Source organism: Paenibacillus azoreducens (genome assembly GCF_021654775.1).
Classification (GTDB): Bacteria; Bacillota; Bacilli; order Paenibacillales; family Paenibacillaceae; genus Paenibacillus_AQ; species Paenibacillus_AQ azoreducens.
Window position 1 is genome coordinate 1,587,686 of sequence record NZ_AP025343.1, and the last position, 18,597, is coordinate 1,606,282.

The following is an 18,597-nucleotide window of genomic DNA, read 5'->3' on the forward strand; positions in this document are numbered from 1 at the left end:
CGGTTTGTAGTAAGCGCTTTCGGCAGGCGTTTTGGCATAAAACGGACTAATCCAGCGGGCAAACAGGCTGCATCCATTTAAGGGCTGTTTTTTCTAAATGAATCGGAACTTTTTGAAACTTTTTCCGTTTTATTGATAAAGATGAAATTGGAAAAAACACCGGCGAGATCCACTGCCGAAGAACGAATATCATGTTCAGAAAGGTGGCCCTTATGCGATTAAAGCCATTAAAGCTCCTTACGAAGTCAGTTGTCCTAATGGGACTTTGCGCCGTACTGTTTCTTATGCTTTGTGCAGGTGAACTCTCGCAATCTTTTGCCGCTTCTTCATCCAAGCAGGTTCAGCCCGCCGGTAAGCTGGCGTTTCAGTTTAAAACGCCTTATTTTCAAACCCGCCTTACGGAAACATCCCCATGGACGGAGCTGAAGGCCGCGGATTACGGCCGTGCCGGCGAGAGGGTAAAAGCGAAATCCGGCTTGGGGGAGTTGGCTTTGGTGACTACGGATAGCAGCGGAGACTACTGGATTCCCGGCTGGTATACGACGCAGGCAGCCAAGTCCATCAGGGAAACGGCTCCTGCCTACGTCTCTATCGCAGCAAATGCAAAGTTGTCGCTGACGCCGGATAGCCGCTTGAAATGGGCACAGCCAAACCAAGGGATGAAGCTGATTGCCCTGGCAAACTGGAAAGATTGGGTGGGGGTGATGATCAGCCCCCGGGAATGGCACAAGGATGACAAGGTGTTCAGACCGGTACTGCTCTGGGTCAATGCGAAAAGCATAACTTCCAAGGAGGCGGTTCCGGACGGCATTCTCACGCGAAGTTCAGACGTGCCGATCGATGTGGCGAGGGAGCTGACGGAGATCAGGCTGGACCTAGGCGATAGTGCCGCGCAAGTGCAAAAGCTTCTCGGTGCGCCGGATGTCAAGGAGCGCTCGGCCAATTTCGCACATCCCGGCGAGGCGATGAAGGTGGGGACAACGTGGCGTTATGAGCGGCCGCAAGCGCAGTTTACGATCAGCTTTTCCGAGCAGGGGAAGCTTATGGGGTGGAAATGGATTCTTCCTGCAAATGAAAAACTGGAATTGGGAGTTTACCCAGGCAGCAATTATGGATTTGCTTATGATTTCATAGCGACGCCGGCCGCGTTTACGCTGAACAGCCAGCCTGTCTGGAAGAATCAGGGCAATTTGAATTACGCTTATCTTGTTGGGTCAACGGACCAGGTTCTGTTGGTGAACGGGGATGACGGGGGCTTCAGCGGCATGCATCATGATTCCTCCATATATGCCGTCGACCGGAATTCAGGCCGCAAGCTGTGGCAGGTGGATGCAGGTTTTGGCATATTCAACATCGCATTGGATCGCTCCCGCAATACAGCGGCGGTCTATACCGAATATGATCCGGCCAAGAAAAAATACGAAGGACGCATCCGGGAGCTAAACCTGAAGGATGGCCGCGTGATATGGGAGAAACAGCTTTCGCAAGAACAACAGGTCCGCATGTATGCCGTCAAAGATGCCGTGCTATTGTACCGCATTCCGGCTTTGGATCGGGACACCGGATCTCTAACCGTATTGGACCGCGCGACAGGCAAACAGAAATGGAACAGAACTTTGGGCGGAAAGCAGCGTGTTCTCGAAACGGCGGCGGAAGATCCGTATATATTGATCCAGGAGGGATTGAGACTTAGAGCGTTGAGCCCGGAAAACGGGAAAGAAATATGGAGCGTGACGGGAAAAGGCGAAGCGGAACAGGATCCCCAAGCAAACGCGTATTTCAGCTTCGGCAATGTCCGTTTGCCTCTGCAGCCGCAGCCAAGCAGCCGCTGGTTTCTTGTTGGCGGGCAGTGGATGCTGCTGGATACCGACAGCGGCGAGGTATTGGCGGAGTACGCATGGAACAGGCAGGAACGTTTCGAAACGACCAATAACCAGCGGTATATTCTGGTACAGCGATCCGATGGTTTGACGGATTATGACAGCTCTAAAGTGAAGGAAACGATTTTGTATGACGTGTTCGGGCAGCGTTCAATATGGTCTCTGCCGGGCAAGGCGGTTAGCGGCATGTTCGATCAAGACCGGCTGTATGTCGTTCTGGATGGATTGCCGGCCGCGGTCGACCGCTACAAGGGAACGCTGCTCTGGCAGATGCCGTTGTCTGTACGCCAATCTGCCAACCCTTACACGCTGGATGAAATGGCGAAAACACGTTTTGCGGCGCTTCCGCAGCATCTGCTGCTGGGGTATGGCTCCGATCTGCTCGTGCTGGGCAAACAGGACGGCCAGGTGCAGGGCAGGCTGAAGGATGTATTGATGGCATACAGCGAAGCCCGCTACAGAAACGGGATCGAAGGGCTGCTTAATATAACGGGCAATGAAATTTACATTGGCTCCTCAAACGGCGGGCTGGCCCGGTATAATGCAGCGGAACTTGAGCGTTTGCTCCGATAAAAACAATTAGCGCACGGTTAACAAATATTCATGCCAAAAGGGTTCTGAGTTTTGAGCATGGCAGAACCCTTTGGCGTTTGCCCGAAAATATTCCAAGTTGCGGGCGCTTTGGGCTGAGCATTGAACGAATTTCAATTGAAAGCCGATACATATATGAGAGCGTAAGCAATGAAAAGGAGATGGGGAATATGCGGCTTGAATCAGGCATTCCGGCAGGTTTAAAATTTCAGGAGCCTAAACAGGACATCCGGCGGCGAGGAGAATATACGTTTGAGCTTGACCAAGATCAGGATGCCGATCGGTCGAACAAATCGAAAGGAAGCAGCGGCAAACTGGTTACGTGCCGGGAAGGCGGTTATATCAGGCAGTACATCGTCCGAGCGGATGGTAGCCGGATTCTGCTCAGCGAGATGAAGGAGCCGTTAACCGATGCAGCTCCTCCGAATCAGGACGATAGTAAGGCAGATCACGGCGGGCATGGAGATTCCCTGAACCGGAACACGGAGGACGTGATTCAACTGCTGAACGTGCAGGCTGGGATCGCGGCTGATTATCGCAAAAAAACAGCGCATTCGTCGGCTTCATATAACGCGTTGTAAATGAAAGGTTTGTCGGGGCCAGCCCAGGTATGTTATTCTGTAACGCGAGAAGCCATGAAGGAGACCGCATGCCGGGAGGCTGCGGTTTTTTTGGCAGTATAGAATTTATAAGTTTTTTTGGGGTCCCCGCAAAGTATTTGGAATAAGCATCGAAGCATAGGCTCCACTTTGTGGGGTTATTTTGGCTTTGGCTTTGGATTATAGAATTAATAGGTTTTGAGCGGAGCTTAAGTCATTCTATAATCGCAAGAGAAATATCCGTTAAATGCGGTGATAACGAAATTGCATGAAAGGAGAAGGATAACATATGCGTCCTTCAATAATAGATATCGGAGTGAATTTAACCAACCGCGCATTTGATCAAGACCGCGAGGAGGCAGCGGTTCGGGCGGAAGCCGCCGGCGTGTCCCCGCTGATCATCACCGGAACCAGCGTGGCAAGCAGCCGGAAAGCTGCGGATTATGCAGGGCTTTATCCCGGAAAAATGTATGCGACTGCGGGCGTACATCCGCATGACGTAAAAGGATGCGGAGCGGATACGCTGGGTACGCTGCGGAAGCTTGCCGCGTTGCCGCAGGTGGTGGCCATCGGTGAATGCGGCCTGGATTACAACCGGGATTTTTCCCCGCGGGATGTGCAGCGCCGCTGGTTCCGTGAACAGATTAAGCTGGCTGAGGAGCTGGACATGCCGCTGTTTCTGCATGAACGGGACGCGCACGGCGATTTTGCGGCGATCATGCGAGAGCATCCGGAGATGATCGGGAAATCGGTCGTACACTGCTTTACGGGTACGGGGGAAGAACTTCGTACATATCTCGAAATGGGCTTTCATATCGGCATTACCGGTTGGATTTGCGATGAACGGCGGGGGCAGCATCTACGCGAGCTCGTGAAGGAAATACCGCTGGAGCGGCTCATGATTGAAACGGATGCCCCTTATCTGACGCCGCGCGACATGCGGCCCAAACCGAAGGGCGGACGCAATGAACCGGCTTTTTTAGTTCATATTTTAGAGACCGTTGCTTCGTGTATGGGGATGGAAGCGGAAGATGTGGCTGCCGGTACCGCCCGTACAACCAAGGCTTTTTTTCGCATCGAATAAAAAGAAGACCTGGCAAACAGCGGCTTCATTGGGCATGTTGCGCTGCCGTATGGCTAAAAGCGCTATTGTTTGTATCTCCATGTTATGAGTCTGTTGTATAATGAATTGATGGCATTACCAATTGTCATTTTCCATATTATGATGCAGGCGGGATGAAAAACTTGAAGCATTTTATCAAAAAAGGAATACCGCTACGTTCTACCATTAGTCTACTCGTTATTACGGCTATTTTGCTGACGATGCTGACAAGCATTACCTCGGCCGTACAGGTTAACCGTACTTCCTTGACCGACAATTATTTGAATAAAAACGAATCATACGCCAAGAAACTGGCTTCGAATACGGATGAGCTTTTGATTACGATGCAAAACAATCTCAAAGCCATTGCTTCGATCTCAGCGCGGGAAGACAAAATGGATGCCCAAATGCTAGATGATTTGTTCCTGGAGAATACCCAGTATTTCAATTCCATTGTCATCGCTGACAATGACCGGGTTGTAAAAGCTCGCAGCCCCCGTAAAATCGGGGTTTCTCCCGGGGACAGGCTAACTTCCGAACAAAGCAAAATGGCTGTCGAGCAGAAGAAACCTTTTATCTCCGAGCCTTACCGCGCAACCACAGGCCGTCTGATCATCCTTGTTTCCGTGCCGATTGTGGATCGGAATGGGGAGTATAAAGGTTTTGTGGGAGGGTCGATTTACCTGGAGGAAAAAAATGTGCTCAGCACGATGCTGAAAGAGCATTTTTTCGGGGATGGTTCCTATGTCTATGTGGTGGAGAAGAACGGAAATTTGATTTTCCATCCGGATAAAAACTGGATCGGGAAAAATGTGATGGCCAACGAAGTGGTTCGGAAAGTGGTTTCGGGACAAAGCGGCTCACAAAGGGTTAAGAATACCCAAGGCAAAGATTTTTTGGCCGGTTTCGCCTATGAACCCAGAAGCTCATGGGGGATAGTTTCCCAAACGCCTTATCAGGTGATCGACAAACCTCTGAGTCATCTTGTCGCAAGAATGCTGCTCGTATCGCTGCCGTTTTTGCTCCTGATTTTGCTGCTGGGGTGGTGGATCGCGAACCGGATCGTCAAACCGCTGCACACGCTGGCGCAATTTTCGGATGCGGCGACGCAAAAGCTTGTACCCGCCGAACATATCCCGGATATCCAGTCCTATTATTATGAGGTGAGGCTGCTGTCGCAAAGCGTCAAAATCGCCCTGCAAAGCATGAACCAGGATTTGACGCATCTGCGGAACGAGGTAAAGATCGACGAACTCACCGGACTAGCCAACCGAAGGGCCTTTGACGACGTAATGGCAACCTGGATTGAAAACAATGTTCCTTTTGCGCTTATTATGATCGATATTGATCATTTCAAGCTCGTCAACGATTCGTTTGGACATATGGTCGGCGATGAAGTGCTGCGTTATCTGTCCCGTTTGATGAGCCTCATTTCTTCGGAGGATGACTTATGCTTCCGTTACGGCGGCGAGGAATTTGGCATACTTGTTAAGCATTGCGGTTTGGGCCGGGCCAAGGATTTGGCGGATCGGCTCCGCGAGCAGCTCTCCATAACCAAAAGTCCGACCGGTCATTCGATTACGATTTCTGCCGGCATATCGGCCTTTCCCGTTCATGGGCGCTCTGCGCAGCAGTTGATCATGAAGGCGGACGAGGCGTTATACCAATCCAAAGAAAACGGGCGCAACCGGACAACGGTTAGCAAGTTGGGCGGTTAAGAGCTCTGATCTCAACAAAGGAATTGTTAAATTTCTGAAAATATGCTAACATGGTAACAATTACAATGATCGGAGGGTTCGCGAAGCTATGATTAATATTAAATTCCGTTTTTTCGCTTTGTGCCGCTAATTGAATAGTGCTCAAAGGCTCTGCGCTTGTGCAGGGCGAACGGGATTGGTATGCATATCTTCGGATGAACCCAATATATTCATATGCGCGCCGCCAAAGCCCTTTTAATATTCAGGGGGCCCCGCAAAGCAATCGGATTAAGCTTCGAAGGCTATCGTCACTTTGTGGGATTATCTTAGGCTGCGGATGTCGCGGGGTACAGCGGGAGAGGCTTCATAGCCCCTCCTTTGTTGTTTTCGGATAGCTGCGTCAGCCGTCGTCGGCTGCTTGTTTCACAACCATACCGGGCAGATGCCGTCTTCTTTCGTTTTCTCCAAAAGCGGAAGTACTTCGGCCGTGCATCTGCATTTCGTTCGCACAAGCCACAGGCACAGGCCTGCGGTTTTTCTGTTTTTTTGGTCCATAATGAACTTTGGAGGGATAGAATATATGAAACAACCTGAACAATTTGAATTGCTGGAACAGCGCGCCGTACTTGTCGGCGTAAATTTAAATCATCAGCAGGATTTTGATTATTCCATGGAGGAGCTCGGCAACCTTGCCGAGGCTTGCGGTGTTGAGGTGGTTGGCCAGCTTACGCAAAACATGGAACGGGTAAATAAATCGCATTACATCGGAACAGGCAAAGTGGAGGAACTTACCGGTTTATACAGAGGCCTGCAGGCCAATTTGATCATCTTTAATGATGAATTATCCCCTTCGCAGCTGCGCAATTTGGAGTCGGATCTGGAGTGCAAGGTCATTGACCGTACGATTCTTATTTTGGATATTTTCGAAAAGCGCGCCAAAACGCGGGAGGCCCAGCTTCAGGTCGAAGTGGCCCAATTGCAGTACATGCTGCCGCGTCTGGTCGGGCTGCGCGAATCGCTTGGACGGCAAAGCGGCGGCGTCGGCCTGAAAAACAGAGGGGCAGGCGAAACGAAGCTCGAGCTGGACCGGCGCCGGATCGAAGAAAAAATAACCGCTTTGAACAAGGAGCTCGAGTCCCTCGTGTTCCAACGCCAGACACAGCGCAAGAAGCGCAAAAAAAATGAGCTGCCGGTCGTTTCTCTGGTCGGTTATACCAATGCGGGCAAGTCCACGATCATGAACGCCATGATCGAGAAGTTCGGAGCAGCGGGGGGAAGCGGGGACAAAAGCGTATTTGAAAAGGATATGCTGTTTGCGACTTTGGAAACATCGGTCCGCAATATCCAGCTCGAAGACAATAAAAGCTTCCTTCTTACCGATACCGTCGGCTTTGTCAGCAAGCTTCCGCATCACCTGGTAAAAGCTTTCCGTTCCACGCTGGAGGAGGTCGCCGAGGCTGATCTGCTGATCCATGTGGTCGATTACGCGAACGAGAAATATGAGCAGTTGATCCAAATTACCGAAAATACGTTAAAGGATATCGGCGTCACGGATATTCCTACGATGTTTGCCTATAACAAATGCGATCTGGCTGGCCGTGACATTCCTGAAGTGAATGAAAATAGCATCTACCTGGCGGCGAAACCGCGGATCGGGATCGATGAGCTGGTGGAGCTTATCAAAGGTTTTATTTTCAAGGATTACGTCCGCTGCGAAATGCTGATTCCTTACGATCAGGGCCAAGTGGTGTCTTACCTGAATGAACATGCGGATGTTAAGGCAACCGAATATGAAAATGAAGGTACCCGCCTGACGCTTGAATGCAGGCAGATGGATTATGAGAAATATCGCGAATTCGTGATTGAATAAGGCATAGAAGCAGACGCGAATAAAGGAACAAGTTGAAAGCAGCGACCGTTTCACGGGACTTTACCGTGAACGGTCGTTTTTTTTGGATACGCTGGTGGCTGCAGCCTTGCGGTATCGCTAATCCTTACAGTCAACATGAGTCTTTGGTATGGATCGGCTCAAGCAGAATAGTCTTATTTTCACGAGCGGACTGGTCAATAATTCCTGATTTTTTTCCAAACACTGGATTTGAACAAGCGGATCATGTTTAACTTTTAGAAAAAGGGTTTAGAGGGGACTGATGGTTATTTCACGGTTAATCCATTCTATCGCTCTTATGCTGTTTATGATCGTATTATTGGGAGGTTGCCAAAGCGTGAACAAGCCGGAAAACGAAAGCCAGATGCAAGATGCCAAAAATCTCGCCATCCAATATTTTAAGGATGAGTATGGACTTGATGTGGAAATTACGGACCAGGAAAAGCTGGCCGAGTACATATCGCCCCAAATTAACATGAAAGGTTACGTAAAAGGCAAACCGGAGGAAAGTTTCAACATTTCGGTAGATTACGAGGATAAGAAAACGACCAATTTTGTCATGAGTCCGGAGCTGGAAAAGGCCATTCGGGCCAAAGGGATCGACCCCTTTGCGAAAAAGGATGCGGCAAAATAAGATGATGATCAATGCTGGAATGAGGGAGGAGTACGTTTGAGCAAGGGCAAGGGACCTGCAATTACGGATGAAATGTATCAAAAAATGTCGGGCCTCGCTTACTCCGATCTGAAAAAAGGGAGCAAGCCGCAGGATCTTCCGGGCTGGGAGGTACTCGATACCGCCAATGATGCGATAACGGGTTTTGACGCGGTCACCTTTTATAATCCGGAAACCAAGCAGGCCGTGATTGCTTATCGGGGGACGGAGGGCGACCAGCCGCTTGATCGTTCTCTTCCTGACTATGTTGCCGATGCTGGAATTGGCGTTCGGGAAGTAGGGCGTAAAATCAATAAAAGCCTTGAAGTGAAGATGCCCTGGGACGACACGGTTAAAAAAATCGAGGATAACCTGGGCATTACCAAGGTGAAGGATTTGGTCGGCGACGCAGGTAAGTCGGTGGATAAATTTGTCGATGGAAACAAGCAGCTCTATCAAGCCGAGGATTATGCCAGTGCATTAAAGAAAAAATACAAAGACATGGATTTTACATTAACCGGACATTCGCTTGGGGGAGCCAATGCACAGTATGCCGCGGCTTATACCGGGCTGTCGGCCGTCACGTTCAGCGCTCCGTCGGTGATGGGAAGCCTGACGGGCGGTGCCAAGCGTAGAGCGGAGGCTGGCGAACTCGATTCGCAAATTATCAATTACGCGCATCCCGGCGATCTTATTGCAAGCGGCGCGCTCGGCGGATATGACCGCCATGTAGGTTCGACGTATTATATCGACTCCAATTACGAGGATGCAAACGATGGAGTCGGCATTTGGGACAAATGGGGAAATACGGTGGACGGAGCCAATTATCATGGCTTGAAACGCTACAAATTTAATGAAAACGGGTATATTGCAAATCCCCTTTATGATGGGGAGAACGGCGAATTGGTAGGTAGATCGCCGCGGGCACCGTTAACCTTTGGGGATTTGACAGGCCTGCCAAACGCTTTGTTTCTGCCGATGGAACTTGCGATGAAAACAGGGCTGGCGATGGCCGCGACGATGCACTCCGGCATGATCCGGGTGACGCCGGAGGAGCTCAGAAGCGTCGCCGAAAAATGGAGCCAAAATGCGCAGCAAATCAGTTCGGATATGCAGACCGTCCGGGCAAAAATGATGAAATATATGCATTCCAGCCACAGCCGCAGGCTGCAGCCGATCATCAGCCAACTGGATGCTTCGATTAGCGAATTATCCAAGTGGCATGTCGAGCAAACGACGCAGTTCCTTGGTTTTATCAAATCGAAATCCGAGCAGTTCCATCAGGCCGATGCTGCCGGGCAGGGAATAGTACAATAAGCCACTACCCGAGGGGGTGAAGCGAGCATGGAAATTCTTGTAGAGCTGAACGACCTGGAGCAGGCGGAGCGGGAGCTCGGCTGGCTGCTTGCACGGATTCAGGCTGATGAGCAGGAGGCGAGAAATCTGTACGGCAGGCTTAGCGAATGGACCGGACAGTCCGCGAACGCGACACGCGGATACGTGGAGGCTTTTTTCTCAGGTCTTGCAGGCCGGGTTCATACGATTGAGCAGCAAAAAGCGGAGCTGATCCGTTATGTGCAAGTCATGAAGCAAACGGATCAAATGAGATAAGCATAGAGGACGAAAGACGCTGTATCCAAAGGGATAGGGCGTCTTTTTTTTTTGCCAATTGCATACATCAATCCGTACCCGCCCTCCCTTAGTCCTACAACCATTTTTCGTCGAATTAGTCAACGCTGGAAAACGGTTCCATTGGAGCGGATAATTATGAAATTCGTGGGATACAAACTTCGGAGGATCAAATGAATAATGAAGTTAATATGACATCTTTTGAAAGGGGTATGCTTGTGAGTAGAAATTTTTCGCGATTCTTGACCGCATGTTTTGCCGGATTGCTGCTGATGTTTGGAATTCTGCCCGGACTCGGCCGCGCGGCTGCCCAGGAGGCGCAGTCAACTGTTGAATGGTCCAAGGATTACGGGAGCAAATCCGAAGGGCAGGGAGTAATCCCGACTTCGGATGGCGGCTATTTCGCCGTAGGAGGTATTGAAGATACCGACAAACCGGGAGGGTACCCGTATCAAAAGGCTTATGTGTTTAAGGTGGATGCGGAAGGTCAGGTGAAATGGGAACGGAAGCTTAAATATAATACCACAAGCAATACGGCATATCGGGCTATTGAGACGAAAGACGGAGGATATTTCATTGCAGGCACATCGAGGTCGGACGGAGAACCGAAGGACCAACTGTACATGATCAGGCTGGATTCATCGGGCAATGTATTATGGGAAAAGGTACAGGTGGACGATGCCATCCACAGTACCCCGAAATCCGTAGTGGAAACGGATGACGGCAGCTTTTTGATCGCCGGGGAAGGGATGGTCAGTTGGGTCGCTTATGAACAAGGTTATATTTTAAAGGTCGATCCAAACGGCGAAACGCTGTGGTACAATAAATACCGCCTTACAGGTACTGGCGACTTTTTAACCGATCTCATCCCCGCCAGTGATGGCGGTTATATCGCCATCGGCCACGCAGGCATGGTGGAATACGAATCGACAGATTTCGATGCGATGGTGATCCTGAAAATTGATGACCAAGGCAAAATGCTTTGGTCGAAAAAATTCGTCGATCCGCGCAGCCGCTGGACAGCCGTTTCGGTTGTCGGAACGGAGGATGGCGGGTACCTGATTCTAAGCAGGAAATACAACGGAAAGGCCGCGACACTGCTTACCAAAACGGATCTCAACGGACAGGTGAAATGGGAAAAGACGTTTTTTAATGCCACGGATTTTTACCGTACCTATAACCGCCTGGTTCGGACTAAAGACGGATACGCCATGCTCGGGGAACATACGACACGGATCGATTGGGACAAGAGTGTGAGGTACCAGTATGGTGTGCTGAGAGTCGACGAGAACGGCGATACGATCAGCGAAGAATTATTCAAGGGACCACCGATTGCAGGCGTAGGTATCGCAGCGGCAACCCAAGACGGCGGCTTTATTTTCCCGGGGACCGTTTTGCGAGGGGACGTTAGGAAGTTCCAGTTGATGAAGTTGTCGCCTCCAGCGGATCGGCAGCCTGTCGAACGTACGCTGACGGGCATCTCATTTATGGAAAAAGAAAAGAAATTGAAAACGGGCACTAGCTCCCCGACCGTGCTGCAAGCGGTTTATTCCGACGGAACGAAAAACGAACTGTCCAGCGCTGCGCTATACATTTCGGGGGACAACAACATCGTGGACGTCGATGCCTTGGGCCGGATCACGGGGCATGAGGTGGGAAGCACCTATATCGAAGCGAATTATGAAGGTTTTACGGCGAAGATGAACGTGACGGTTCTGCCGGAAGATACGGACGAGCTTAGTCCCGTAAAGGGCGATTTCGGCCTGGATTCGGGTGAATATTCACTTTTGGAAGGTACGACGCTGGACATCAAGGTCACCGTAACTGAATATGACTATAGCAATGGAAAGCTAACGAAAACGGATGTCACAAAACTTGCAACATATAGCAGCGACCGTCCGGATATCGCTGAGGTGGACGGGGACGGAAACCTGATCGGCCATAAAGCGGGTAAGACACGGATCTATGCCAAGTACAAGGGAAGCAGTGTTTATGCCGAAGTGCTGGTCGTGCGCACAACCGGGCCAAAAGGGGATGCGCAGCCGGAGCCGGATGAGCCGAACAACGATACGGAGCAATCCGGTATGGATCACTCTGACGGTATTGATCAAACAGATCAAACGGTAACAGGTACTGCAGAACAAACATCCGAATCCATGCAATGATTTGCTGACACGGAGGCCAAGTTTCATGAGATAAACGCAAGGGGAGGATTTTCCCTAATGAAATGGGAAAGGACTGTTCCCATCGGATAGATTCCTGGGACAGTCCTTTTATCAAGCGTAATATCAACCAGATCTATGGCTGGTGTTATTTTGGGATTAAATGATCCGCTTCCGAATCCAGCCCGAAATAAGATCGGTCAAAATGACAAGCACGATGATTCCGAGCAAAATGATGCCGACCCGATTCCAGTTGCGGGCCTGAAGCGCAAAGATCAGCGGCGTGCCGATACCTCCGGCGCCTACCAGGCCAAGCGTCGTTGCGGAGCGGATATTAATCTCGAAACGGTATAGCGAGTAGGAGAGGAACTGCGGAATGACCTGCGGCAGTACGGCGTAACGCAGCACCTGCAGCCGGTTTGCGCCTGAGGCGACAAGCGCCTCCTGCGGCCCGCGGTCGATGCTTTCGATGGTTTCCGCATAAAGTTTACCGAGCATGCCGACCGAATGAATACCCAGCGCGAGAACGCCCGCGAAAGAACCGGGGCCGACTGCTTTGATAAACAGAATCGCCACGATGATTTCGGGAAAGACGCGGATGACGCTCAGCATGATTTTTCCGCTGCCCGAGACGGCAAGCCGCCGGCTCATATTCGTGGATGCCCAAAAGGCGAACGGGATGCAAACCACGGCGGCGATAACCGTACCGAGAATGGAAATGACCAGCGTATCAAGCAGTCCCCGCAGCAAATCCTCGCCTTCAGGAATGTAAACGAAAGACCAGTCCGGGTGCAAGAACCCTTGGAGTATCGACTTGGATACGGTCCCCGCCGTACCTTGAATCCCTTCGAAATGTATTCCTTGGATTGACCAATAATAAACGGCGATAACAATTAAGGAGATAAGCGCGAAGCGAATCCGCGAACCGAACACGGAGCCGGAAGTTTTTCCGGACGCGGCTGTAGTGTTATGTTTCATAGCAGTTTCCTCCGGATCATCGTACTTCCGTAATCAATGATTAACACGATCACAAGCGTCAGCAAAATAATGATCGAAGCCCGATCGTAGCGGAACAAACCAAGCGAGCGGTCCAGCAATAGTCCGATGCCGCCCGCGCCGACAAGGCCAAGCACGGCCGCTGCCCGCACATTGACTTCGAAGGTATACAGCAAATAGGACATAAAATAAGGAAGCGCTTGAGGCACGACCCCGTACATAATAAGCTGCAGCCGATTTGCGCCGACCGCGGTCATGGCTTCGAGCGGTCCGGGATCGATGGCTTCGATCGCTTCATAAGTCAGCTTGGCGATAATCCCAAACGAGAAGAAAACGAGAGCCAGCATCCCGGCGAAAGGCCCGATGCCAAATACGGCGACGAAAATGGCCGCGAACAAAAGATCCGGAATGGTGCGGATCAGGTTCAGCACCATCCGCGCAGGCAGCGAGATTAAGCGGCTGATGCCTAAATTTGAAGCGCAGAGCAGCGCAACCGGAATGGCAAGCAAACCGCCCAGCGTCGTGCCCAAAATGGCGATCTGGACGGTTTCCATCATCGGTCCCCAGATCGTAGGCAGATAGCTCCAATCCGGCGGAAACATCTCCTGCAGCAGGCTGCCCATTTGCGGAAGCCCAATGATGAGCTGATAAGGAGTCACGCCTGTTTGGATTGAGCATGCCACCAGGATCGCAAGCAGAATGAGCCATCCGGCGGCCCGTTTGTATTTGGGGGGCGGCATCAATTCGGGCGTCCCGGGCTTAAGTGAAGCGGTGGAAACAGGAGTCTTCATCATGCCCCTCCCAGCAGCTCATCCTGCAGCACGGGACGGCCGTAAATTTCGGCAAAAGCCTCGTCGGTAGCTTCTTCCGGCGTTCCGTCGAATACGACTTCCCCGGCGCGGAGTCCGATGATCCGCGTCGCGTACTCACGGGCCAGGTCGATAAAATGCAGGTTGATAATCGTGGTGATATTCATCTCGCGGTTGATCCGCTGCAAATCGTCCATTACCTGGCGGGTTGTTAGCGGGTCAAGTGAAGCGACGGGTTCATCCGCCAAAATGACCTGCGCTTCCTGCGCAAGCGCGCGGGCAATCGATACGCGCTGCTGCTGGCCGCCCGAGAGCTGGTCGGCGCGGACATATGCTTTTTCGCGGATGTTGACGCGTTTCAGCGCGTCAAGGGACAAATCCACATCTTCCTTAGGAAACCAGCCAAGCATGGTACGCATTGTGGAGTGATAGCCCACCCGCCCTGACAAGACGTTGCGGATGACGGTTGAGCGCTTAATCAGATTGAAGTTTTGGAAGATCATTCCGATGTCGCGCCGGATATGGCGGAGCTGGCTGCCCGAAGCCTGGGTCACCGATTTGCCATTGACCCGGATGTCCCCCGCCGTGATGTCCGTAAGGCGGTTGATACTCCGCAAAAAAGTGGACTTGCCCGCACCGGAGAGACCGACGATCACAACCAGTTCCCCTTCATTGATCGTTAGATTTATGTTGTTTAGTCCGACCGTTCCGTTCGGATAGACCTTGGATACTTTGTCGAATTCAATCATGCCCGAACCAACTTTCTGTAATGGTATCTGAAAAGGATTTTTCTTTTCAATAGTATAGTTTTATAAGTTTTTTGGGGTCCCCGCAAAGTATTTGGAATAAGCATCGAAGCGTAGGCTCCACTTTGTGGGGTTATTTCATACGTCTAATGGGAAACAACACCGCCATAAAAAACCATGGACGGTGCTGCCCTGATTACTGCATGAATGATTAATGTTTTTTGAGCTTGCCCGATTACTTGATTTCCTGGCCAACGGCTTTGGCATATTCGCGAACCGGATCGAAGTTTTTGTCGTCTCCGGCAGTGTAACCTACATGCGTATAGATATCTTTGATGATTTTAGCGCCTTCCGCATCATTGGTAATATCGATAAATGCTTGGCTGATTTTGTCTCTCCAGCTTTGATCCATATCGCTGCGGACGCTGACGGTATCGTTCGGAATTTTGGCGGTGTAGTGAATGACGCGGGTTTTTTCGAATACGTCCGGAACGTCTTTTTTAACCGTATTGCGCGCGTCTTGGAAAACGGCGACAGCATCCACCTGACCGTTCAGCAGCGCCATGATGGCTGCGTCATGCCCTTTAATCGTCACGCCCTGTACGTCCTTGTCGGGATCAATGCCTTCCTTTTTCAGCTCGGCAGCCGGGAATACATAACCTGCGGAAGACGTTACGTTTTGCCAGCCGATCTTTTTGCCTTTCAGATCTTTAAGGCTTTGGATGGGAGAATCTTTTTTCACGACGATCATGGCTTTATAGAAATCAACTTTTTCTGTTGTGTCTTCACCCGTATCGTCTTTGATGCCGTAACGCTGCGCCTGCAGAAGAAGATCGGCTGCTTTTTTGTTGTCATGAGCCAGTACATACGCATTTGGCGGCAGGAAGCCGACGTCAACCTGTTTGGAAGCCATCGCTTCCACAATGGTGTTGTAATCCGGGGATACGGTCACGTGAACCGGGATGCCAAGTTTGTCGCCAAGCAGTTTTTCAAGCGGTTTTGTTTTGGCTTCAAGCGTATCCGCATTCTGGGATGGAACGAATTGTACATTAAGTTCTTTCGGCACATAAGCCGAAGATGCCGCTTCCGCGGTTCCGGATGCTGCGTCTTTGCTGTCGCCGCCTGCGCTTTTAGATCCGCAAGCTGCAAGGCTGGCCGCGAGCGCCAGCGTCATGCCGATCGTCAGTACTTTTTTAAACATGATGGTCCCCTCCGCAAATTTGTCTTTTTAGGTCAGATACATCCGTCTGACAGAAACGAGCTTAACATAGGCGCCGGAGACAAGGGTTAACGCAAAGGGTTTCTTTTGTTGGCTTCTTGTAAAATTTGCGGCCAATTAACCAGAACCGAATGTCGGTAGAAGCTGGGAAATCGGCCTATTATCAGCCTATTATTATAGAAAGAAAGTAGAGCAGCGGGATTTTACGCCTGCTTAACGTTCCGGAGGTATAATGAGCGTGATGTTTTAGGCTCAATTCATAATTAGTGCTTGACAAGAGGTGAAGATAGCGGAGGGGACGGAATCGATCTGAAGAACGATCCGTAACCGCAGCGGCTAACTCGTGCAATGTCAGGTACTAATTATTCTGTTGAGCCATTTTAGATAGAAATTTATAAGGGAGTGGTAACGGTGAGCGGCATTCAAAACAGACAACGGGCGGACATGCAGGGCAAGGCGGAACCATCCATGAAGCTGAGGATTTTGTCGACGACCGATGTGCATACGAGTCTGATGGATTACGACTATTACCGGGACGAGCAGGATGTTTCGCTTGGGTTAGTCCGGATTGCCACCTTGGTTCAGCAAGCAAGGGCCGAAGCAGAAAACACACTGCTTGTGGATAATGGGGATTTGATACAGGGGACGCCGCTGGCGACATGCGCGGTCCGCACGGCTTCATCTTCTTTGCCTGGAGCGGAAGCCTTTGTCCATCCGGCGATCCGGGTGATGAACGCAATGGGATATGATGCGGCAACTTTTGGCAATCATGAATTCAATTACGGGCTGGATTATTTGGATAAAGTAGTCGCTGGCGCCAATTTTCCATATGTAAACGCAAATGTTTATATGCATGAACAGGAGACCAGCAGCGGCCAACGGGTGAACCGGTATACACCATACGTGATTCTGACCAAAACCTGTTTCGACAGTGCCGGAGCGCCGCATGAAGTACGGATCGGGGTGATCGGATTCGTGCCTCCGCAAATATTGAATTGGGATCGAAACCATTTGGAAGGCAAGGTGCAAGTCCAAGATATGGTTCAGTCTGCATTGGAATGGGTACCGCGGATGAAAGAGGAGGGGGCGGATGTCGTGATTGCGCTTGCCCACACTGGGTTTGATCCGGATGTGTCCCTGATAGACCGCGATGCCGAAAATGCCATGCTGCCGCTCAGCCTGGTGCCTGATATCGATGCCATAACCTTCTCCCATACGCATAGAGTGTTTCCATCGCCGGATTTTTCCGCTTTAAATTCAGCCTTTAAATCAGCGGACGGAACTTCGCTTCCCTGTTTGGATTGGAAGAAAGGAACCATCAATGGGCTGCCTGCCGTACAGGCCGGATACGGGGGCATGATGCTCGGGATCATCGATTTATCGCTGGAACTTCAGGACGGCAGATGGCGGGTGGCTCACGGGCGGTCCATGATCCGCGAAGTGTACGACCACTCACGGGGAATCGAGCTGGCCCAACCCGATCCTGACATAACGGAAATGCTGCGGGAACCCCATCAACAAGCGGTTGCTTATGCAAACGCTCCGATCGGACGGGTCGAGGCGCCTCTGCACAGCTATTTCTCTCTGGTGCATGAGGATGCTTCCGTTCAGCTTGTCAACCGTGCTCAAATCGCTTATGCCCAGCGCTGGCTGGCTGCTTCCGCTCCCCATTTGCGGCATCTGCCGGTTCTTTCCGCCGGATCGCCGTTTAAAGCGGGGCGGAACGGACCGAAAGAGTACGCGGATATCCCCGCAGGGTCCATTGCCATCAAAAACGCAACCGAGCTGTACTTGTTTGACAACACCATTAAAGGAGTCAAAATGACCGGCGCAGGCATTAAGGAATGGCTTGAAATGGCCGCAGGTTTGTACAACCGGATCGATCCGGCGGCAAGCGCGGAGCAGCCGCTGCTAAATCCGCTGTTTGCGGTTTTTCAGTTCGATGTCATCGGCGGCATTACCTATCGGGTGGATGTCACCCAACCTGCAAAATACAAACCGGATGGTACAGTGCATCATCCTTGCGCAAGCAGAATTACCGATCTATGTTATCAAGGCAGCCCGGTGGATCCGGAACAGGAATTTATGGTGGTTACCAGCAATTATCGCGTGTTTGGCTGCAACTTTCCCGGTCTCCGCGAAGCGGAATTGATTATGGATACCGAAGACGAGAATCGTGAGGTGCTTATCGATTATATAGCCGAACAAGGCAATCTTAACGGTCTCATAGAGAAAAACTGGAGTTTCGTTCCTATTGACCAACCGGTGAATGTTACTTTCCTTTCTTCGCCCGCCGCCGTGAAATATATCGGGGATTTCCCGCGGATCGCATATACCGGACGGACCAATGAGCAGGGGTACGGCATTTATAGTATCGACCTGGGCATGGGGCAAGTTTCCGAGGCAGTGTTATCCGACCGTAAAGCTGTCCTGCAGCGCGCAGAAGAATACAAAAATTGACATAATAGATTGCATTTTCATATTTATAATAGTTAACATATCCTAAATTTGCTCGAAACGCAGAGGCTCCGGTGACTTGAGACCTCTGCGTTTTTTTTACAAATATAAGGATTAAGGCGCTTATCCAGCCGCTATTTTCTATTATAAAATCCTACTACCATAGCGCT

General features: G+C 50.9%; 14 protein-coding genes. 10 read left to right on the forward strand and 4 right to left on the reverse strand.

Going from position 1 to position 18,597, the window contains the following annotated elements:
* Positions 1-212: 212 nt before the first annotated feature.
* From L6442_RS06760 to L6442_RS06800, 9 genes are all read left to right on the forward strand, one after another.
* Positions 213-2,453, forward strand: coding sequence for an outer membrane protein assembly factor BamB family protein (locus L6442_RS06760; protein ID WP_212977493.1), 2,241 nt, complete (start codon positions 213-215; stop codon positions 2,451-2,453).
* A gap of 188 nt (positions 2,454-2,641) precedes the next feature.
* Positions 2,642-3,052 carry a hypothetical protein gene (locus L6442_RS06765; RefSeq protein WP_212977494.1) on the forward strand — a complete coding sequence of 137 codons (411 nt, stop codon included), beginning with the start codon at positions 2,642-2,644 and terminating at the stop codon, positions 3,050-3,052.
* A gap of 307 nt (positions 3,053-3,359) precedes the next feature.
* Positions 3,360-4,154 carry a TatD family hydrolase gene (locus tag L6442_RS06770; protein ID WP_212977495.1) on the forward strand — a complete coding sequence of 265 codons (795 nt, stop codon included), beginning with the start codon at positions 3,360-3,362 and terminating at the stop codon, positions 4,152-4,154.
* 161 nt (positions 4,155-4,315) lie between these two features.
* Positions 4,316-5,890, forward strand: a complete 1,575-nt coding sequence (locus tag L6442_RS06775) for a sensor domain-containing diguanylate cyclase (RefSeq protein WP_212977496.1) — start codon at positions 4,316-4,318, stop codon at positions 5,888-5,890.
* Positions 5,891-6,449: 559 nt separating this feature from the next.
* Positions 6,450-7,739 carry a GTPase HflX gene (gene hflX / locus L6442_RS06780; protein ID WP_212977497.1) on the forward strand — a complete coding sequence of 430 codons (1,290 nt, stop codon included), beginning with the start codon at positions 6,450-6,452 and terminating at the stop codon, positions 7,737-7,739.
* A gap of 355 nt (positions 7,740-8,094) precedes the next feature.
* Entirely contained in the window at positions 8,095-8,391 is a 297-nt protein-coding gene (locus L6442_RS06785; RefSeq protein WP_212977498.1) for a hypothetical protein, read from the forward strand.
* A 72-nt stretch (positions 8,392-8,463) separates the two neighbouring features.
* Positions 8,464-9,726: a Tle-like phospholipase domain-containing protein gene (locus tag L6442_RS06790; protein ID WP_212977677.1), complete on the forward strand. Its 1,263-nt coding sequence runs from the start codon at positions 8,464-8,466 to the stop codon at positions 9,724-9,726.
* Positions 9,727-9,753: 27 nt separating this feature from the next.
* A complete protein-coding gene (locus L6442_RS06795) occupies positions 9,754-10,020 on the forward strand; it encodes a hypothetical protein (RefSeq protein WP_212977499.1) in 267 nt (88 codons plus the stop codon).
* Between the two features lie 236 nt (positions 10,021-10,256).
* Positions 10,257-12,203, forward strand: a complete 1,947-nt coding sequence (locus L6442_RS06800) for a hypothetical protein (RefSeq protein ID WP_212977500.1) — start codon at positions 10,257-10,259, stop codon at positions 12,201-12,203.
* Between the two features lie 156 nt (positions 12,204-12,359).
* Here the strand turns inward: L6442_RS06800 and phnE (L6442_RS06805) are convergent, their stop codons facing one another.
* The 4 genes from phnE (L6442_RS06805) to L6442_RS06820 form a co-directional block, all read right to left on the reverse strand.
* Positions 12,360-13,178: a phosphonate ABC transporter, permease protein PhnE gene (phnE, locus tag L6442_RS06805; protein ID WP_212977501.1), complete on the reverse strand. Its 819-nt coding sequence runs from the start codon at positions 13,176-13,178 to the stop codon at positions 12,360-12,362.
* Positions 13,175-13,990 carry a phosphonate ABC transporter, permease protein PhnE gene (gene phnE / locus L6442_RS06810; RefSeq protein ID WP_373871793.1) on the reverse strand — a complete coding sequence of 272 codons (816 nt, stop codon included), beginning with the start codon at positions 13,988-13,990 and terminating at the stop codon, positions 13,175-13,177. The genes phnE (L6442_RS06805) and phnE (L6442_RS06810) overlap by 4 nt, the downstream gene beginning before the upstream one ends.
* Complete coding sequence (phnC, locus tag L6442_RS06815; RefSeq protein ID WP_194234878.1) at positions 13,987-14,754, reverse strand: phosphonate ABC transporter ATP-binding protein; 768 nt, start codon at positions 14,752-14,754, stop codon at positions 13,987-13,989. Before phnC ends, phnE (L6442_RS06810) begins: the two co-directional genes overlap by 4 nt.
* Before the next feature lie 232 nt (positions 14,755-14,986).
* Positions 14,987-15,952, reverse strand: coding sequence for a phosphate/phosphite/phosphonate ABC transporter substrate-binding protein (locus tag L6442_RS06820; protein ID WP_194234877.1), 966 nt, complete (start codon positions 15,950-15,952; stop codon positions 14,987-14,989).
* Between the two features lie 429 nt (positions 15,953-16,381).
* Here L6442_RS06820 and L6442_RS06825 point away from each other — a divergent pair, with 429 nt between their 5' ends.
* A complete protein-coding gene (locus L6442_RS06825) occupies positions 16,382-18,430 on the forward strand; it encodes a bifunctional 2',3'-cyclic-nucleotide 2'-phosphodiesterase/3'-nucleotidase (protein ID WP_237100255.1) in 2,049 nt (682 codons plus the stop codon).
* Positions 18,431-18,597 lie beyond the last annotated feature (167 nt).